The 17,881-nt window shown below is 61.2% G+C and carries 17 protein-coding genes; 8 read left to right on the top strand and 9 right to left on the bottom strand.

What is annotated here, in order from left to right; genetic code table 11:
• Positions 1-12 precede the first annotated feature (12 nt).
• Together EKD03_RS02720 and EKD03_RS02715 are read left to right on the top strand one after the other, a co-directional pair.
• Positions 13-3,279 carry an AfsR/SARP family transcriptional regulator gene (locus tag EKD03_RS02720; RefSeq protein ID WP_238613352.1) on the top strand — a complete coding sequence of 1,089 codons (3,267 nt, stop codon included), beginning with the start codon at positions 13-15 and terminating at the stop codon, positions 3,277-3,279.
• A gap of 187 nt (positions 3,280-3,466) precedes the next feature.
• On the top strand, positions 3,467-3,862 hold the full coding sequence (locus tag EKD03_RS02715; protein WP_129627053.1) for a hypothetical protein: 396 nt from the start codon (positions 3,467-3,469) through the stop codon (positions 3,860-3,862).
• A 40-nt stretch (positions 3,863-3,902) separates the two neighbouring features.
• On the opposite strand, the gene EKD03_RS02710 is transcribed toward EKD03_RS02715, so the two are convergent.
• From EKD03_RS02710 to EKD03_RS02700, 3 genes are read right to left on the bottom strand one after another with little or no spacing between them, the layout of a single operon-like run.
• Entirely contained in the window at positions 3,903-4,883 is a 981-nt protein-coding gene (locus tag EKD03_RS02710; protein ID WP_129627050.1) for a 5-oxoprolinase subunit C family protein, read from the bottom strand.
• Positions 4,880-5,551, bottom strand: coding sequence for a 5-oxoprolinase subunit PxpB (gene pxpB / locus EKD03_RS02705; protein WP_129627047.1), 672 nt, complete (start codon positions 5,549-5,551; stop codon positions 4,880-4,882). Before pxpB ends, EKD03_RS02710 begins: the two co-directional genes overlap by 4 nt.
• 14 nt (positions 5,552-5,565) lie before the next feature.
• Complete coding sequence (locus EKD03_RS02700) at positions 5,566-6,321, bottom strand: LamB/YcsF family protein (protein WP_129627044.1); 756 nt, start codon at positions 6,319-6,321, stop codon at positions 5,566-5,568.
• Positions 6,322-6,589: 268 nt separating this feature from the next.
• Between EKD03_RS02700 and EKD03_RS02695 the strand changes: the two genes are divergently transcribed.
• Positions 6,590-7,453, top strand: a complete 864-nt coding sequence (locus EKD03_RS02695) for a YihY/virulence factor BrkB family protein (protein WP_129627041.1) — start codon at positions 6,590-6,592, stop codon at positions 7,451-7,453.
• On the top strand, positions 7,450-8,283 hold the full coding sequence (locus tag EKD03_RS02690) for a metallophosphoesterase family protein (protein ID WP_129627038.1): 834 nt from the start codon (positions 7,450-7,452) through the stop codon (positions 8,281-8,283). The genes EKD03_RS02695 and EKD03_RS02690 overlap by 4 nt, the downstream gene beginning before the upstream one ends.
• Positions 8,284-8,293: 10 nt before the next feature.
• On the opposite strand, the gene EKD03_RS02685 is transcribed toward EKD03_RS02690, so the two are convergent.
• Positions 8,294-9,202, bottom strand: coding sequence for a ketopantoate reductase family protein (locus EKD03_RS02685; protein WP_129627035.1), 909 nt, complete (start codon positions 9,200-9,202; stop codon positions 8,294-8,296).
• Between the two features lie 240 nt (positions 9,203-9,442).
• On the opposite strand from EKD03_RS02685, the gene EKD03_RS02680 reads away from it, so the two are divergent.
• From EKD03_RS02680 to EKD03_RS02670, 3 genes are read left to right on the top strand one after another with little or no spacing between them, the layout of a single operon-like run.
• Positions 9,443-9,967 (top strand): hypothetical protein, encoded by a 525-nt coding sequence (locus EKD03_RS02680; RefSeq protein WP_129627032.1) that lies wholly within the window; start codon positions 9,443-9,445, stop codon positions 9,965-9,967.
• Positions 9,964-11,031 carry a glucosaminidase domain-containing protein gene (locus EKD03_RS02675; RefSeq protein ID WP_238613350.1) on the top strand — a complete coding sequence of 356 codons (1,068 nt, stop codon included), beginning with the start codon at positions 9,964-9,966 and terminating at the stop codon, positions 11,029-11,031. Before EKD03_RS02680 ends, EKD03_RS02675 begins: the two co-directional genes overlap by 4 nt.
• A 1-nt stretch (position 11,032) precedes the next feature.
• Positions 11,033-11,641: a M23 family metallopeptidase gene (locus EKD03_RS02670; protein WP_129627029.1), complete on the top strand. Its 609-nt coding sequence runs from the start codon at positions 11,033-11,035 to the stop codon at positions 11,639-11,641.
• Between the two features lie 24 nt (positions 11,642-11,665).
• On the opposite strand, the gene EKD03_RS02665 is transcribed toward EKD03_RS02670, so the two are convergent.
• On the bottom strand, positions 11,666-12,541 hold the full coding sequence (locus EKD03_RS02665) for a polysaccharide deacetylase family protein (RefSeq protein ID WP_129627026.1): 876 nt from the start codon (positions 12,539-12,541) through the stop codon (positions 11,666-11,668).
• A 91-nt stretch (positions 12,542-12,632) separates the two neighbouring features.
• Between EKD03_RS02665 and EKD03_RS02660 the strand changes: the two genes are divergently transcribed.
• Entirely contained in the window at positions 12,633-12,905 is a 273-nt protein-coding gene (locus EKD03_RS02660; protein ID WP_129627023.1) for a DUF4404 family protein, read from the top strand.
• A gap of 2 nt (positions 12,906-12,907) precedes the next feature.
• Here EKD03_RS02660 and EKD03_RS02655 read toward each other — a convergent pair whose 3' ends face one another.
• The 4 genes from EKD03_RS02655 to EKD03_RS02640 form a co-directional block, all read right to left on the bottom strand.
• Positions 12,908-14,215: a bifunctional folylpolyglutamate synthase/dihydrofolate synthase gene (locus EKD03_RS02655; protein ID WP_129627020.1), complete on the bottom strand. Its 1,308-nt coding sequence runs from the start codon at positions 14,213-14,215 to the stop codon at positions 12,908-12,910.
• Between the two features lie 195 nt (positions 14,216-14,410).
• Positions 14,411-15,556, bottom strand: coding sequence for an alpha/beta hydrolase (locus EKD03_RS02650; protein WP_161569162.1), 1,146 nt, complete (start codon positions 15,554-15,556; stop codon positions 14,411-14,413).
• A 47-nt stretch (positions 15,557-15,603) separates the two neighbouring features.
• Positions 15,604-16,260, bottom strand: coding sequence for a DUF4276 family protein (locus EKD03_RS02645; protein WP_129627014.1), 657 nt, complete (start codon positions 16,258-16,260; stop codon positions 15,604-15,606).
• A complete protein-coding gene (locus tag EKD03_RS02640) occupies positions 16,261-17,718 on the bottom strand; it encodes an AAA family ATPase (RefSeq protein ID WP_129627012.1) in 1,458 nt (485 codons plus the stop codon).
• Positions 17,719-17,881: the final 163 nt, after the last annotated feature.

The following is a 17,881-nucleotide window of genomic DNA, read 5'->3' as shown; positions in this document are numbered from 1 at the left end:
TTTGGTATGGGTATGGTACGCCAGGTAGTTACAGAAGAGTTCAGCCATGATCTGAGCGGGCTGCTGCTGACCCGGTTGGTTCCGCCTGCCCAACCGCCGCGTTTGCTGCGGCGGTCGCGGGTAGAGACTTTATTGGCCGAGGCGTTGGAGTACCCGTTGACGGTGGTGGTCGCGCCGGCTGGGGGTGGCAAAACGGTTGCCTTGGCGGGGTTGGCGATCTATGGTGGGTGGCCGACGGCGTGGTGTCGGCTGAGTGCCGAGGATGATCCCCGGTTGCTCTTGCGCCATATTGCGGCTGCGTTCCGCCCGGTCGCGGCGATTCGTGAGGCGCGCATCGGTGATCTGGCTGATGCGGGCAATTTTGCCGCCGCGCTCGATGCGCTGGTGAATGAACTTGCCGCGACCTTGGATGACGAGACGCTGCTGGTGCTTGATGAGTACCACTTGGTGGATGCGCGCCCGGAGCTACGGGCGATCATCGAGCGCTTGTTGGCGGTACAGCCGCTACGCCTGCATGTGGCGCTCTCGACACGTTACGCGCCGACGATGCCGGGGTTGGATACGGCGCGTCTGCGCGGTGAGTTGATCGAGTTTGGCCCCAACGATCTGGCCTTTACCCTGGCCGAATTGCGTAGTCTGGCGGCACGCGCTAGCCTGCCTCCCCCGGCTGATGCCGAGGCGATCCTGACGAGTACGGCGGGTTGGCCGCTGGCCATCCAGGCCACGCTGGGCGTCGCCGATTGGCAAGCCGCCCTCGGCCTGTGCGGTGAAGATCGGCCTACTGGCCCGCTGGATGCCTATTTGGCCGAACAGGTGTTGGCTGATCTGTCGGCTGATCTCTACCACTTCGTGTTGCGTAGTGCTGCCCTGCGCTGGCTCGATCCTGAAGCTGCGCCCCTGCTCTCCGCTGTCGCTGAGGTTGAGACGCTCTTTGCCGAGGTGCATCGGCGCTACCTCTTCCTCGCGCAGCGCCCGGATGGCCGCAGTGGCTTTCAGCCGATCTTCCACGCCTTTCTCGTGCGCCGGGCGCGGGCCGAGATGAGCGATTGGAGCGATCTGCACCTGCACCTGAGTGCGCACTACCAGAGTCGTGGCGATGATGAGGGGGTGCTGCATCACCTTGCCGCCGCGAATGATCCGCGTGCGATAGAGGCGCTGGTGGTTGCGGCGAAGACCATCTTTGCGGCTGGTGAACCGGAACGGGTTTTGGCCTGGGTACGCCAATTGCGCCCGCTAGACAACGATTCGCCGGTCTTGATCGAGGTACAGGCGGCGGCATTGCGCCACATGGGGATCTTTGATGCGGCTCTGGTGGCCTATGGATCGAGCGAATCCGCTTTTGCTGCGCATGGCGATATTGATGGCCAAGTGCGGGCGTTGCGTGGCCAGGCCGAGGTCTATTTGGACACGGTGCAGCCTGCTCCGGCGACCGATCTGCTCAAACGGGCGCTCAAGCTGTTGCCGCGAGATCGCACCAACAGCCGTGCCAGCATTTTGCGTTTACAGGCCGAGAATTGGGCTAATCGCGGGCGCGCCGATGTGGCGTTGATTCTCGAACAGGCGGCCCGCGACCAAGAGGAGCAGCGCAAACGGCCTACCGAGCAGCACGCAGCCCAGGCGGAGGCTGGCTTGCCTCCGCGCCTGCTCTTGCGCGCCGGGCGGCTCGATGAGGCGCGCCGCCAGATCGAGGCGTTATTGCGGGTGGGGGGCACACTCGGCGATCTGGCGTTGCAGCGCGGTGCGCACCGCGAACCACTCTTGCTGTTGGCGCTGATTTATGCGATGCTCGGCGGTGGTACACGGGCGCTGGCGATGGCGCGGCGCAGCCTGGAGGACGCCCAGGAATCGGGATCGCGTCTCACCGAGGCGATTGCCGAGTTGCGCTTGGGCCACGCCTATCAGTTGGTGATGCCCAACGATACCAGCCCCGCTCATGCCCATTACGCGGCAGGGATGCAACTGATCGCCGAGGCGGGTGTGGTGCGTACTCGTGCCGAGGGCTTGATGGGGTTGACCCTACTGCATGGCCATGCGGGGGATCTGGTGCGCGCCGAGATGTATTTGCAAGAGGGTTTGCAGGTGGCCGCCTCGGCGGGTGATGAGTGGATTGCGGCATGCTTGTTGTTGGCAATCGGCGGGGCTGCCACGGTTATGGGCGATCCACGCGCCCCGGAGTGGCTCGATCAATCCTACACCCGTTTTGCACGTGGTGGCGATGTCTATGGGCAGGCGATGGTCTACCTATGGCGGGCGCTGAGTGCGCTACGGGTGGTTGATCTTGGCCGTGCCGATCCGGCGATTGCCGCCTTCTTCGATCTGGTGGTGGCCCACGGCTATGTGGGTGTGCTGATCGAACCCAGCCTGTTTGGCCCGCGTGACATGGCCATGATGGTGCCGCTGCTGCTGCGGGCGCGGGGAATCTCGCGCCATGTGGAACTTTCGCGCCAACTGTTGCGCCAGGGCTTCCCCACCATCGCTGCCGATGATGCGGTGGAGGATTATCATCCTGGCTATACCTTGCGCGTCCAGATGTTCGGCACCTTCCGCGTCTGGCGCGGTGCGCACGAGATCCAGGCCCGTGAGTGGCAACGTGAAAAGGCGCGTCAACTCTTTCAACTCCTGCTCACCTATCGTGGCCACTGGATTCAGCGCGAACAGATCTGTGCATGGCTCTGGCCAGAAGCCGATCTGGATGCGGCTGAACGCCAATTCAAGGTGACACTGAATGCGCTCAATGCGGCGCTCGAACCCAATCGCCCGCCACGGGTGCAGCCCTTCTTTATCCGGCGTCAAGGGCTGGCCTACAGCTTTGCACCCTCCTATGGGGTCTGGATTGATGTGGACGAGTTTGAACTGCGTGTCGCAGGCGCGGCAACCCGCGACAATCCCGATTTTGCGCGCCGCAATGCCCAAATTGCGGTACAACTCTATCGTGGCGACTATCTGGCCGAGTCGCTCTATGATCTCTGGACGATAGAAGAGCGCGAGCGCTTGGTTGCCCGCTATCTGACCACGGCGGTGGCCTATGCCCAGCGCCTTTGTGACGATGGCGAACAGGCGCAGGCGGTGCAACTGTGTGAGCAGGTACTCCGCCACGATCACGTCTACGAAGAGGCGTACCAGATCCTCATGCGTGCCCATGCCCGCGCTGGCAGCCGTTCTCAGGCGTTGCGTAGCTATACCCGCTGTGTCCAGATCTTGCGTGCCGATATGGGGATTGAGCCGCTACCAGAGACGCTGGCGCTCTATGAGCGGCTCAAGCGTAATGAGCCGATTTGAGGGCGAAGCATCGCCCACTGTAGGGGCGAAGCATCGCCCACCATAGGGCACTGTAGGGGCGAAGCATCGCCCACTGTAGGGGCGAAGCATCGCCCACTGTAGGGGCGAAGCATCGCCCACCATAGGGCAGAGGAACCCGAACGAGCTTGGTGGGCGATGCTTCGCCCCTACGAGAAAGAAAGACTCCATGAACCTGATCATCCTCATCCACCGCATTTTTGGCGAAATGATACTCCCCCTCGTGATTGTGGGGGTTGCGATCTATATGACGGTGGTCTACAAACCCGGCGCATCGCAGGGGATTGTAGCGACTATCTTTCCGATCTTGGTTGATCTGCAAGTGGCCCTGGGTATTATCTACTGGCTCTCGCTGCTCTCGATTCCCGCACTGACAGATCGCTTTCTGAGTATGCCCTTCATCCTGCATCCGATTCTGGGCATTATTGCGGCTGGCCTCGGCCATATGGCGGTAGGGGCGAAAAATCCGCTACGCACATTGGGGCGTTGGGCACCACTGGCGTCGTTGGGGGTGTTGTTGATTCTAGTGTTGAGCAACATCATGATCGTGGCGGGCCGTGGGTAACGACGCAATATCTTGCGTCGCGACGCAAGATATTGCGTCGTTACGCCCCCGCCAAGGTCGCCAACAGATCGCCCTCATCATGTTCGGGGTTATGGGCCAACATCTGGGCCTGTTCCCGCAGCGCGTCATAGGCAATATCAAGGCTGGTGGGGGCTAGGCGGAGCATATCGCCGGGGAGGAGTTGCGCCGCCAGCGGCATATCAGCACTGATCAGCACGCCGAGGATCGGGTAGCCCCCGCTCGTTTGCGCATCAGCCATGAGGATGATCGGGTTTCCATCGGGGGGCACCTGGATCGTCCCCGGCACCACACCTAGCGAGAGGATACTCGTCATGTGTTGGTAGGCGAGTTGCACACCTTCGAGGCGATACCCCATGCGATTCGAGGTTGCACTGACGCGCAGGGTAGCCAGCCGAAGCCGTTCAAGTGCATCGGGAGGGAAACATTCGGTATGTGGGCCAGGGATGAAGCGCAGGGTTGGGGTTGGGGTATAGGCTGGGCGCAGGGTGGTGGGCCAGTGGCGGCCTGCCACCGGGATGATGCCGGTGCCTGGGCGGCGCAGCGGCAACTGATCGCCAGGATGGAGTGGACGCCCATGCAGCCCGCCAAAGCCCCCGGCAAGATCGGTGGAGCGCGAGCCGAGGATGCTGGGTACCACAATCCCGCCCGCTACTGCTAGGTAGCAGCGCCCACCCCAGCCATCGCGTCGCCCAGCCACATGGAGGGTCGCACCCGGCCATGCCCGTAAGGCACTCCATGTGGTGATGGGTTGCTCATTCAGGCGTGCCCCCAGATCACCGCCTGCCAAGGCGATTGTGATTGGTACGCTAAAGCGCAGCGCTGCACCACCGGCGGTGATCTCAATCCCAGCGGTATCAGGCGGATTGCCCACCAACTGATTCGCCACCGTCAGCGCAAAGGGATCGAGCGCCCCACCTGGCGAGACTCCATAGCGACGCGCTTCGGGCCGCCCCAGATCTTGGATCGTCATCAGCGGGCCGCTCGTGATGATCTCGATCATGGCTCGCTCCTGGGCAGATCGGGCACAACCGCCACAAACTGTACCATATCGCCGGGACGTAACGTGGCAGGCGGGCTGGCTTGGGGATGAAAGAGACTCACCTCGGTGCGCCCAATAATATGCCACCCACCCGGCAGGCGGCTGGGGTAGATGCCGGTCATTCCGGCGGCTAGGGCCACCGAGCCGGGCGGCACCGCACTGCGTGGGGTCGCACGGCGGGGAATATTGAATGCAGCGGGTAGCGGGCCGATATAGGGGAAACCGGGGGCAAAACCGATCATCATCACCCGGTAGGGCTGGGCACAGTGGAGCGTAATTAGATCGGTGGGGGTCATATCGGCCAAGCGCGAGACCGCATCAAGATCGGGGCCATCATCACCGCCATAATGGACGGGAATGCGCAGCACGCGGACTTGCTCTGCCGGTTGGAGGGGGGTGATCTTGAGGAGCTTGTGCAGATGCGCGATCACCCCGTTATGGCTGATGTTGAGGGGGGCGAAGCAGACGAGGAGCGAGGCAATCGCGGGCACCACCGCCCGCAACCACGTGGGCGGATTCGCTTCTAGGGCCATACTCAGTGCCAACACCGCCTGATTGGCCACATCGTTCTCGCCCTGGGCTTCCATGAGCAGGGCGGAGTCACCAAGTGGGCTGAAGTTCCAGTGCATACGGCCCTCGCTCTTCAGAAGGCGTGTACCACCACTCCGGCAACTTCAAGTCCGTGGCGCACGATTGCGGCGCGTTGTGCCGCTGCGGGCGTGTCGCCATGGATACAGATCGTAGCAGCTTGGATGCTGACCGGGTTACCAGTATAGCTGATCACCTGGCCGTGTAGGGCGATCTGGAGGGCTTGGGCCAGACTGTGCTGAGGATCGTCGATCATGGCGGCGGGTACTTGGCGGTTGCGCAGGCGGCCATCGGGTTCGTAGGCGCGATCTGCGAAGCCCTCGCCCACCACGCGCAAGCCCGCCGCACGTCCAGCATCGAGTAGGATTGATCCGGCCAAGCCGATCAGGACGAGCGCGGGGTTGAAGCTGGCGACTGCCCGTGCAATCGCGGCGGCAAGTAGTGGATTGTGGGTGGCATCGTTGTAGAGCGCGCCATGCGGCTTCACATGGCGCAGGCTGATCCCTTCGGCGTGCGCCATGGCGGCCAAGGCACCGATCTGGGCCAACACCAGATCTTCGACCTCACTCGGCGCGATGGCCATACTGCGCCGCCCAAAGCCGGGCAGATCGGGGTAACCGGGGTGGGCACCCACGGCGACCCCCAACTGTTTGCAGAGCCGCACAGTGTGCCGCATCGTACTCGGATCGCCGGCATGCCCGCCACACGCCACATTCGCCGAGGTGACATGGGGCAAGATCGCCGCATCATCGCCCATCGGCCAGGGGCCAAAACTCTCACCACAATCACAGTTGAGATCAATACTGGGCATGGTTTGCTCCTAGTGTGAGCGTAGCACAGCGATGCGGTTTGCGCAATTACAATCAGGGCATGTGCAACGTCACCTCCGGTGGGGGTTCGGGGGCGGCGCAGCCGCCCCCGAAGATCTTTTTTGTTGTTGTTTGGCGGCGTAGCCGCCAAACAACAACAAAAATTGGGGTTTGGGCGCAGCCCCAACGACGTTGCACATGCCCTAATGTACAATGCTACCTATATGAGTATAATCACCACGAGGAAAAATACCTGCTGAAGGAGAACCCATGTCACTTGCCGCCTTACGCAGCTTTGCCATGAACGCCTTTGCCAAATGGCAGAAGGAAGATTGCATGAGTCTGGGTGCCTCGCTGGCTTACTATGCGCTCTTCTCGCTCTTTCCGCTGATCCTCGTCATTCTGAGTGTGGTGGGCGCGGTACTCGATCCACAGCAGTTTGCGGTGCAACAACGCATCCTCAGTCTGATCAATTCGGAACAGGTACGCGGGCTGATCACCCAAACTCTTCAGAATCTGAATGACAGTAGTGTTGGGGCCGGGTTGATCGGTTTTGTCACTTTGGTGATGGGCGCAAGTGGGATCTTTGGCGCGTTGGATAAGGCATTTGCGGCGATCTGGGAGACCGGGGCCGAAGCGGATGCGGGGGGGATTCTTCAGACGATCCTCAAGATAATGCAACAGAAGATGCTGGCCTTTGGCCTCGTGTTGGGCAGCGCCTTCCTCATGCTCCTCTCGATCATCTCGACGGTGATGGTGACGGCGCTCAGCAACCTCACCACCACCCTACCGGGCCAAGCACTCTTCTGGCAGGTGATCCAATTTTCGCTCTCACTCGCGCTCCTCAGCCTCGCCTTCGCCACCATCTTCAAATTTGTGCCGCGTTGCAAAGTTCACTGGCGCGATGTGTGGCTGGCGGCGCTGATCAGTGCGCTGCTCTTCACCGGCTTGCAGAAGGCGGTTGGGATCTACCTTGGGCAAGCCAACTACGCCTCGTATGGTGTGGTGGGGAGTGTGATGGCACTCATGTTCTGGATCTACCTGAGTAGCCTCGTCATTCTGTTAGGCGGTGTCTTTTCGTTTACCTATGCGCGCCAGTTCGGGAGCAAGATCCCCACACCACCAGCATCATGAAGATCGCCATTCTTGCCGACATCCACGCCAACCTGCCCGCGCTGCACGCGGTGGTTGCGGATATTGAAGCCTGGGCACCCGACACGGTGATCGTTGCGGGTGATATTGTCAATCGTGGCCCGCAGTCGGATGCCTGTCTCGATCTTATTCTGCGGCTGCGCGATGAACGCGGCTGGCAGGTGATTGCCGGGAATCACGAGGGCTACATCCTGCGCTACGCCCACGACGTAGTGCAACCCGACTTCCCCACCAGTGGCCCGCGCTACGAGTTCAGCCGCCTGATCGGTTGGGCCTACGCGCAACTCCGCGACCGCATTGATGCGATTGCGACGCTCCCTGAACGCTTCGATCTGGCGACCGCCGAGGGGGCGCTGTATGTGCTGCACGCCTCGGTGCGCCACAACCGCGACGGCGTCTTGGCGGCATCGGACGACGCCGAGTTGCGCCAGCAGATCGATCCGGCGGCGGCGGTCTTTTGTGTTGGCCACACCCACATGCCGTTTGTGCGCCGGGTCGATTCGACACTCCTGGTGAATGTCGGTTCAGTGGGCTTACCCTTCGATGGTGATACGCGGGCTGCCTATGCGCAACTCACGCTTGGCCGGGCGGGATGGGCGGCTGAAATCCGGCGCGTGGTGTATGATCTGGCCGCCACCGAGCGCATCTTTATCAGCAGCGGGGCGTTAGAGGCGATCGGCCCAATGGGCAAGATCATGCTGCGCGAACTACAAACCGGCCAGTCACTCATGTTCAATTTCCTACCGCGCTACAGCCCGGCCATCCACGCCGGGGCGATCAGCGTGGATGATGCGGTGCGCGAGTTTTTGTAGGGGTACGCCCCTACACCGCCACCTCCTCAAGCGCCATGATCAGATCCATCAGCACCTGATTGACCGGTGTGGGGATGCCGAGGCGTTCCCCTTCGCGTACCACCGCGCCATTGATGGTGCTGATCTCGGTGGGAGCATGGCGCTCCACATCTTGCAGCATTGAGGAGCGGTTGGCAGCGGTGGCATGGGCGACCGCCAAGGTATGAGCGACCGGATCGGGGTAGGGGAGCGTCGTGCCGCGTGCCGTGGCCACCGCCGCCGCCTCACTGACCGCAGCGCTGAGCAGGGAGCGGGCGTGGGGCAACTGGGCGAGCGCCCCATTGGGCACGCGCAGGATAGCGCTGAGGGCGTTAATACCCACATTCACCAGCAACTTACCCCACACCAAGCTCTCGACATCCGCGTGAACCTCAGCGGGAAGCCCGGCCCGCCCCCACAGCGCGGCCAGATCGTGGGCGAGGTGGGGCAGTGGTGCCGCCCCGATGTGGGTCACACCCCGCCCGGCGTGACGTACCCGCCCTGGCCCCACCAACGTCGCGCCGAGGGCCGTCACCGCTTGGCCCACCCGGTTCGCACCGAGTACCTGCGCCAAGATCTCGCGGTTACCGACCCCATTCTGGAGCGTGTAGACAACACCTTGGGGGGCGAGAATCGCTTGCGCCACCTGGGCCGCCCAGGCGGTCTGGTGGGCCTTGACCAGAACCAGCGCCAGATCGGCCACCCCCGCGTGGTCGGGGGTGGCCACGGCGCGAACCGAGCGCACCTGATCGACCCCATCCACCGCGCAGATCAGCCCGTCGGCATTGATCGCCGCCACATGTGCGGCCCAGGGATCAATCAGCACTACCTCAGTAACGTGGCTCAGGTAGAAGCCGAGCAACCCGCCCATAGCTCCGGCTCCAATAATGGCGATGCACATCGGGGTGATCCTTCTGTTGGTTGGTGATGGGGGCATTATACGGTAGGGGCGGCTACGCCACTCCCGAACTTATTGACAAAGAACATTAGTTTTGCTATGATACGCACATAAGTTCGATCCGCCACATCTCCCAAGTACGAACGACGAGCAACCCCAACTACGAGGTACCGTGGCGACATAAACCGCTGTGGTGGGCCAGCGCGGCTTGCCTAGTGCATCGTTCAAGAAAGGGGTGCCGTTATGGCCGTTACGAGTCGAGAGATCCACGAGACCCGGCTTGCCCGCCAGATTCCGCTTCCACACAGTATCGGTTCATTTGCCTATCTGATCACCGGCATTCTCGCGATGTTAGCCATCTACGTGCTCGTGGGGGCGGTGGTGGGTTGGGCGCAGGTGCGGATTGACGATATTCGCTACGGACGCCCGCGCACTACCCAGATTGCGGGGCTGGTTGGCCATGGGGCCGAAGCGTCCAATCATCTGACCCGTCTTATCGGCCTGAACCTAAATCGCCAAGTTGTGGTATTGGAGCTACCCGCTGGCGACTCCAGCCAGGTTCGGAGCCTGCCGGGGCCATACCTCTTTGGTGCGAACGAGGATTTGACACCTGTGTTATTATCATTACGAGACATGGATCGCGATGGTCTCGCGGATCTGATCATTGATGTGCGCAATGAACAGGTCGTCTACCTCAACCGTGACGGATTTTTCCGGCTCCCCACAGTGGGTGAGCAACAGCAGCTCCTAGAGGAGCATGGGCCGTGAATAGCGCTGACAATCGTCGTTCTGGAACGCCACGTCGGCGTCGCGAGCCGCTTTTTCCCTTAGAGCCTGAGGATATTGAAGTGCAGGTGCGGCGCGGCCCCCCCGCGCCCCTGCATGATATTCTCGGTGATCTTGATGCTGCCTTTCCTACCCGGGTTGATCTACCCCACCGCGAGCGGCGCACGCCGCCCACGGTGGCACCACGAGCACACTCTTCCCCTCCGGCACCGCGTTCGGTTCAGGTTGATCCCCGCCCGACACCTAGGCCGCGACCGATGCAGGTTGCGCCGCCTGATCACCGGCTGCGTGAGGCGAAGTACGAGCACGATTATGCTGAGTCGTTGTTGCATCAGGCAGAACGGCTCACTGCGCGCTTGCCCCATACCGAGTATCGCGCCCCCTACACATCCCATCTGCCGCTGTTGAACCAGTGGTTCATGTTGGGGGTCGTGGCGGTTATCAGCCTGCTGGTGCTCTTTGTAAGTTTCGGTAGCTCATCATCGGTGACGAGTCGTTGGGGGACGCTCTTGTTTGCCGATGCTAGTCAGTCGGTCTACCGTTTGCAACTCTCTGGGGCGGCCAACCCGGCTGGCGATCACCATCTTCAGGGTTCACCCAGTATTAGTGTTCAGGAGATTGACGCTATTCTGGCTGCCTATGGCTCACCGGCGGCAGGTACCGGCGCACTCTGGTATAACCTGGGCTTGGAGTATGGGATTGACCCGGCCTATGCGGTGGCGTTTTTCATTCATGAGAGTAGTGCCGGAACCAATCAGGGATGGGCGGGGCTAAAGCCGGATGGGAGTAGTACCCATAATGTGGGTAATATCATCTGTGCTGGCTATGCTACCTGCTATGGCCGTTTCCGCGATTACCCCTCCTGGGAGGCGGGAATCGCTGATTGGTACCGCCTGATCGATGTGGAGTATATCCAAGGTCGCGGGACGCTCACGGTCGCCGATATTATTCCCATCTATGCCCCATCATTCGAGAATGATGTGCAAGCCTATGTTGATGCGGTCACCACGATGGTTGATGGTTGGCGTATCAACGGGGTGCGTTGAGATGCACGAGACGCCACGTTTGGTGGTGGTTGCGCTGGTGCTGGCTGGGTTGCTCGTTCTGCTCTTGAATCGTGACCCGCAGCCTATTCAGAGCGCGTGGGTACCGCCCAATACCGGCTTGGCTGCGCAAACCCAACTCCAAGCCCTTCAGGGACGTGGGATGGCCGCTGCCTCGTACCCCCAAGGCAACCCACTGGGTGCGCCCAATACGGTGATGACCCAAGGCTATGGGGTGGGGTCGCACGCGCCCGCAGCAACCTGGGGTGCGATTGATCTTGCAATTGATGGCGATGCTGATGGCCGCGCTGATCCGCATGCATCCTGGAACCACCCGGTCTATGCCACTCATAGTGGGGTGATCACCACGACCCCCAATAGTTGGCCAGCGGGCAATCATGTCTGGGTGAGTAATGAACAGTATCGCACCGGCTATGCCCACCTCGCCGAGTTTGCGGTAGTAGCTGGCCAAACGGTCAACCCTGGCGATCTGATCGGATATATGGGGTCAAGTGGCCAATCGTCTGGCCCGCACCTCGATTACCAGATCTGGGTTTGGCAGGGTGGCCAGTGGGTCAACCAGAACCCGCTTGATTTTGGGGTCTTCCCGTAGCGACGGTTTGTTGGGGAGGGGGCTTTACTCTCCATACACCCCAATCGTCGTCGCAAACCCATCGAGATCCATCGCCCCGTAGATACGCAACCGGGGCAAGGTGTAGGGGTCATCCTGCGGCCCCTCCTGGATGGTTGTAGTGGCGCTGGTATAGCCTGCATCACGGGTTATCGTGGCAATGTCGGTATTGAAGCGCCCCGCCGGGTAACAGAAACTACGCACCGGCAGCCCGATCTCAGCCGCGATCTCCTGGCCCGAACGGGCAATCTGATCCACCTGCTCGTAGTAACTGAGCGTGGTCAGATCGAGATGGCTGATACTATGCGCCCCGATCTCCATGCCCGCCTGAGCGAGTGCGCGAATCTCATCCCAGCCCATATAGGCATCCTGGCCGACAAAGCCGCGCACAATATAGAAGGTCGCCACCGCGCCATACTGCTGCAACAACGGGAATGCCGTTGTATAGGCATCCAAATGGCCATCATCGAAGGTCAGCGCCACCGCCCGTGCCGGGCATGCCACCTCGCCGCGCATACATGCTGCCAGCGTCGCCACCGTCACCGTATCGTAGCCCTGGGCATCTAACCAGGCGAGTTGCGCCGCCAACTGATCGGGCGTCACCGACAGCCCATAGCCCAACGGATCGAGGTTGGCATCAACCGTGCGCACATAGTGATACATGAGGATCGGCACATAGGGGCGCTGGCCGGGTGGGGCGGGTGTGTAGGCTGGAGGTGGCGGCAGTGGCGTCGGCAGCGCGATCTGCGGTGCCGCCATGCCACTCAGTCCACCCATTGCACTGGCTGGTGCGGGGCTGATTTGTACTGGAGAGTGGGTGGTTGCGAGTATTATTGCAGCCAACAGCAGCCCCAACACTCCGACAGGAAAGAGAACGCGCATCGCTGAACACCCCCTCTGTTCTCGCGTATAATACCCGCACTGGCCGCCCCACCGTGTGGGCGTTGCCAGAGCCTCAGCAAAGGAGCGCCTGATGCGCCAGCAACCTCTGCGCGAGCGACTTGAGCAGATGCGAGCCGAACTCGCTGCTGCCGCCGCCGCCGATCCCAACAATTCCACCCTGCAAAGCCTCCACGAACAGACCCTCGCCGCAATTGTCGAGGTTGAGGCTCCAGGTGATACCGTTCTTGATACCGAGTTCCAGCGTGGCCTTCCCGCCGTGATCAAGGAGTTCGAGGCTTCGCACCCCCACCTGACCTTAGCTATGATGCGGGTGATGGATGTACTCAACGGGATTGGGCTTTAGGCTTAATCGGCCACTGCGAGGCCCAGGATCTCGCGGGCTGCTCCGATGATAAACAGCGATCCGGTGACACAGATCAGATCGTTGGGGGCTGCCAGCACCTGGGCCTGCGTCAGTGCCTCATGAATGTCGGGTACTAGATCCATACTACCACGCAGATGCGGCTGTACCAGCGCCGCCACGCGATCCATGTCCATTGCTCTGGGGTGGCTCGAACGGGTGATCACTACCGCTGCTGCGTGGGGCACCAGCGCCGCGACTATCCCGGCAATGTCCTTGTCACGCGAGGTGCCTAGCACGAGGATGAGGCGCTCATAGACCAGTTCGGCCCGAATCGCGGCGATCAGTTTTTGTGCCGAGTCGCAATTGTGCGCCCCATCGAGCAGGATGCGCGGACGCCCGGCGATCAGTTCGAAGCGCCCCGACCATTGCGCGGTCGCCAATCCCTGTGCCAGTGCTGCATCTGTGAGCGGGAAGCCGCGCTCTGCGAGCAACATCGCCGCACCGAGGGCTAAGCGCGCATTCTCCTGCTGAAACGCGCCATGCAACTGCGCTGGGTGGGGTGGGGTAGAGTAGGGAACGCACTGCGTCGGCCCGCGCAAGCCCACCTCCTCTGCCACATACAGATCCGTGCCCACATGGGTTGCCTCGCGTTCTAACACCGCCGCCGCGCCCGGACGCTGCGGCACTGTGACCACCGGCACGCCCGGTTTCATGATCCCGGCCTTGTTGTCGGCAATTTCGGCCAGGGTTGTGCCTAAGATCGCCATATGATCATAGCTGATCGAGCTGATCAGCGAGACCAGCGGGGTCAGGACGTTGGTGGCATCGAAGCGCCCGCCTAAACCAACTTCAATCACCGCCAGATCAACTTGGCGCTCGGCAAAGTGGCACAGCCCCAACGCCAGGGTGACATCAAAGGTGGTGGGACGCCCGTAGGGTTGCGGGTCGAAGGCGTCAATGATCGGCTGGAGTCGCGCCGTCAGCCGGATCAGATCGGCCTGCGTAATCATCTCGCGGTTGATCTGAATCCGCTCGCGGTAGGAACTGAGGTGCGGTGAGGTCCAGAGACCGACCCGCAGCCCAGCCGAGCGTAGGATGGCCTCTAGGATGGCGCAACTACTCCCCTTACCCTTAGTGCCCGCCACCACAATGGTTGCCAACCTTTGTTGCGGATCGCCTAGTGCATGCAGCAGGGTGCGCATGCGATCTAGGTTGAGTTCGGCCTCGGCAATACTCGTCGCCGGTTTGCGTAGCGGGTCAATGAAGTTGTAGATATAGTCGAGTGCGTCTTGGTAGGTTTGGATTGGCATACTGGTTTCAGGGCATTGAAGGATATGGTCGGTTGGCGTGCATCATAGCATGGGTAGGTAGAGACGCACATCCCGTAGGGGCGAAGCATCGCCCACCAAGGAGCATGGGAACCCGAACGCGGTTGGTGAGCGATGACAATATCGCGGGGTGTTCCGCACATCCGGTTGGGGCGGTTGGCGGGCGATGCGTTGCCTCTACAATAGGCATGAGGAGACAAAATACTCTACCGCATAGAGGCTGAGTTGCCCACTCGGCCCACTGAGGTTGAAGTCGGCGGCGTGGTTGGCCCAGGGCAGCGCAAGCAGCAGGTGTGGGCGTCCCGCTTGGGCCAGTTGCTCAGCGAGGCGTTGGCTCTGGCGGAAGTTGATCATTTCGTCGCGCTGGCCGTGGATGAGGAGCGTAGGTGGAGTGTTTGCGCTGATGTTGTTGATCGGCGAGGCGGCTTGGTAGCGCTCGGCATCCTTGAGCGGGGAACCGACATAGTTGTACAGCATCGTGTCCGTATTGAGGATGGCCGGATTGGCGGGGTGCGCCGCCAGATCGGGCAGATCGGTCGGGCCGTAGAACCCGACCACCCCCCGGATGGCGGGGTCGTGGCGGGTATAGGCGACGAGGAGCGCCAGTTGGGCACCTGCCGAGCGTCCGATCAGCATGATGCGACTGGCATCAATCCCCAGGCCACCGGCATTGTGGCTGAGGTACTCTAGTGCTTGGTTGAGATCATCGCGGGCGGCGGGGAAGGGTGATTGGGGGGCGAGGCGGTAGTTGATTGCGGCGACGGCGTAGCCGCGCCCGGCGAGGTAGCGGCCTAGCGCGGGCATCTCGTTCTTATCGCCACCCTCCCATGCCCCACCGTGGATCACGACCACTAAGGGGGCTGGCTGTGGCCCCTGGGCGGGGTAGAGATCGAGGTCCAAGACCTGGCCGTCATGTTCGGCATAGACGAGCGTTTGCGGGGCAATGCTCGGCACCTTCACCCCCACCAGCAACTCGCGTAGGCTCAGCGGGGCGGGGCGCGCCAACGGCGTATTGGCGGGGCCGAAGGTTGCCGCGAGTTGCGCCGGGAGGTTGCGCGCCACCGGCAGGGCGCGCACGAGCGGGCTGAGGGCCACTAGGGTTACGCCTAGCCCCAAGATACCCCCGATCTGCCCAGTGCGGTTGCGCCGCCAGCCGGGGAGCAGGGTCGGCAGCCCCGCAAGGGCGATCCAGTGGCTCCACTCGCTGGCCAGCAGTGCCACGCGCCAGAAGAAGAAGTTGGGCGATGGGATGATGATCAGTAGCGCCATACCGGTGAGTGCGAGGCTCCAGAGTAGGCGCAAGATGTTGAGCAGTTTGTGCATCGTAGTCCTAGTCAGTGGCATGGGTGAAGGCGATCAGCGAGTGTCGCTTAGGAATGCGCCTTCTGGGCAGTGCGCAGTGTGGTGATAGCAGCAACCGTATCGTCGCGTAGGCGACGCCAAGCCTCCAACTGCTCCAGTGCCCCACCGAGTGGCAACTCCTCAAGCAATTGCTGGCGGCGCCGGTCAATATTCCGGCGGAAACTCGTTAGTCGCTTCCCAGCCAACGGCTGAGCAGCAGCCAACAATGCGGCTTCTAGGCGCTCCTTGGGGTGACTCGTCTGTTCGATACGCTGGAGTGGCGGCAAGTTCAACGGATCGTGCCCATTGGGACGCCCCGCCACCCGGCGAATCGCCGCCTCATTCGTCAGTAACCACGCCTCCGTCTCGTGGATTGGCACCACTGCCACGTAGGTCGGGTTGATACCGCTTGCACGTACTGCCCGCGTCATCTCATCATAGCGGGGCGTAGCATCACTGGCATCGGCGTCACGGTGGAGAAAGTAGAGGTTGGCCGAAGGATTCAACTGGTGCGCCGCACGTAGTCGTAGCACAAGGTCGTGACCAACACCAACCTGAAGTCGTTCAAAGGGCGGCACCGAACCACTTGCCTCGCTGGCACCTGATGCAATACATAGACTGGTTAGATGGTCAATTAACCCATGCTCGGTGGAACCCTCACCGATCAAGAGAAACTGCACACGCATCTAGGTCGGCCTTTCTGCAATCGCATCAAGATCAAAATTCGGCAACTTCAATTGCGCGTTTTCTGGCGCAATGAGATAGTCAACAATCGTACTCAAGCCAATCGCCGCTGTCAGATCTTGGCGTGCGCGCCACGTTCCCTCAAGGGGGCGAAAGCGCAGTGTTCTCATGATCGCGGCATCTTTACCGCGAATCTTGACCTCCTGGGCAAAGAGCAGATCATCAGGCCGCTGTAACTGAACGAAGACCGGCGAATGGGTTGCTACAATCACTTGGCGGAGTGGGTTCTCTGAGCCAGGGGTGCTGGTTTGATCAACAGCCAGTGTCTGAAGGATTTCCGTCATCTCACCCATACGCGCCGGGTGGATCCCATTTTCTGGCTCCTCAATGCAGATCAGCCCGCGTGCCTCCGGGTCTGCCACCAACACCGCCAGAGTCAGAAAGCGCAATGTACCATCAGAGAGTGCGGCGGCTGGAAGGCGCACCCCGCTGCGCTCACGCGCTACAATCGTCAACATCTGGCGCACATCATCTACTTCAACCTCAAGCGAACTGATCGGTACAAGTCGGGCCAGCCGGTTCGCCACATCGGTGTAGACATCATCCGCCGCCTGTCCAACCTGCTTGGCTCGCATCGCCAGCCGATAGAGCGTCGCCGGAATATGGCCACCAGCACCAGTGATCATCGGCGGAGTCTGGAAACGATCCGAGCGGCGCATAGCGGATGGCTCTAAGGCGAGAAAGAGCCAACTCTGCATCTCACGCCGCGCCGCAAGAATGGTTGGTGTAATCGAGGTATTGGAGGTACCAACAATCGTCTTGGGCGCACTCTGGGCCGGAGCAACCTGGCCTGGGCCACGGGAGCCACCATCCTGGTGAACGACAATCTCCGTCTGACCATCGGGCGCGTTACGAGTCGAGATAAAGCCTGACTGAGTCTTGCGCCGGTTCTTTACGACGGATGATCGAAAAAATTGCACACTGTGCGGGAATTTTAACCGGCTTGCCGCCTCACCTTCGGTGATATAGTCGAGCCGCTCGGCCAGAAGCACAAGGCGTCCAAGACTGCCACGTTGCTCCGGCGGCTCATAACCAATCTCCACCTCATAGCGCAAAAATGTAGATGTCGCCTCCGCCGAACGTCCGAAGTCATCACGCACATGCGGCTCTACGATCATCTCTGCTGCAATCCGAAAACGAAGATCACCGTCGCCATGGGAGATGTCTTGGGTGCCACGAGAGAAGAGATCGCGCAGATCACTGGTTTCAATATCGCCATCACGCACCCGCAGGGCTGCTTCTACGAGGGTGTGGTCGGCAAGCAGTGAGAGAAAGCGAATGGCATCAAAGAGGTTTGATTTGCCGACACTATTTGGCCCGGCGATACAGGTTAGTGGGCCAAAATCAATGGACACACCGATCAGATTCTTAAACCCATCAACTTCTAGGCGGGTCAACATAGCACTTGTCCTTGTGATGATCTATAGCGTAGGGGCGAAGCATCGCCCGCCATGGAGCAGGGGAACCCGAATGCGGTTGGCGGGCGATGCTTCGCCCCTACGGGATGATCGAGGAACCCAGATGCTGGGGTTTCTGCCCTATCTTTGCCTGCGATCCGTTGCT

It is taken from the genome of Candidatus Oscillochloris fontis (genome assembly GCF_004138135.1).
In the GTDB taxonomy this organism is placed as follows: Bacteria; Chloroflexota; Chloroflexia; order Chloroflexales; family Chloroflexaceae; genus Oscillochloris; species Oscillochloris fontis.
Note: the sequence above shows the minus strand (reverse complement) of the source record. Positions and strands in the feature narration are given on the sequence as shown.

What these genes read in the sequence shown, in the direction of transcription:
- EKD03_RS02720 (WP_238613352.1), top strand. Translation starts at nt 13, where the DNA reads ATGGTACGCCAGGTAGTTACAGAAGAGTTCAGCCATGATCTGAGCGGG.
- EKD03_RS02715 (WP_129627053.1), top strand. Translation starts at nt 3,467, where the DNA reads ATGAACCTGATCATCCTCATCCACCGCATTTTTGGCGAAATGATACTC.
- EKD03_RS02710 (WP_129627050.1), bottom strand. Translation starts at nt 4,883, where the DNA reads ATGATCGAGATCATCACGAGCGGCCCGCTGATGACGATCCAAGATCTG.
- pxpB (WP_129627047.1), bottom strand. Translation starts at nt 5,551, where the DNA reads ATGCACTGGAACTTCAGCCCACTTGGTGACTCCGCCCTGCTCATGGAA.
- EKD03_RS02700 (WP_129627044.1), bottom strand. Translation starts at nt 6,321, where the DNA reads ATGCCCAGTATTGATCTCAACTGTGATTGTGGTGAGAGTTTTGGCCCC.
- EKD03_RS02695 (WP_129627041.1), top strand. Translation starts at nt 6,590, where the DNA reads ATGTCACTTGCCGCCTTACGCAGCTTTGCCATGAACGCCTTTGCCAAA.
- EKD03_RS02690 (WP_129627038.1), top strand. Translation starts at nt 7,450, where the DNA reads ATGAAGATCGCCATTCTTGCCGACATCCACGCCAACCTGCCCGCGCTG.
- EKD03_RS02685 (WP_129627035.1), bottom strand. Translation starts at nt 9,202, where the DNA reads ATGTGCATCGCCATTATTGGAGCCGGAGCTATGGGCGGGTTGCTCGGC.
- EKD03_RS02680 (WP_129627032.1), top strand. Translation starts at nt 9,443, where the DNA reads ATGGCCGTTACGAGTCGAGAGATCCACGAGACCCGGCTTGCCCGCCAG.
- EKD03_RS02670 (WP_129627029.1), top strand. Translation starts at nt 11,033, where the DNA reads ATGCACGAGACGCCACGTTTGGTGGTGGTTGCGCTGGTGCTGGCTGGG.
- EKD03_RS02665 (WP_129627026.1), bottom strand. Translation starts at nt 12,541, where the DNA reads ATGCGCGTTCTCTTTCCTGTCGGAGTGTTGGGGCTGCTGTTGGCTGCA.
- EKD03_RS02660 (WP_129627023.1), top strand. Translation starts at nt 12,633, where the DNA reads ATGCGCCAGCAACCTCTGCGCGAGCGACTTGAGCAGATGCGAGCCGAA.
- EKD03_RS02655 (WP_129627020.1), bottom strand. Translation starts at nt 14,215, where the DNA reads ATGCCAATCCAAACCTACCAAGACGCACTCGACTATATCTACAACTTC.
- EKD03_RS02650 (WP_161569162.1), bottom strand. Translation starts at nt 15,556, where the DNA reads ATGCACAAACTGCTCAACATCTTGCGCCTACTCTGGAGCCTCGCACTC.
- EKD03_RS02645 (WP_129627014.1), bottom strand. Translation starts at nt 16,260, where the DNA reads ATGCGTGTGCAGTTTCTCTTGATCGGTGAGGGTTCCACCGAGCATGGG.
- EKD03_RS02640 (WP_129627012.1), bottom strand. Translation starts at nt 17,718, where the DNA reads ATGTTGACCCGCCTAGAAGTTGATGGGTTTAAGAATCTGATCGGTGTG.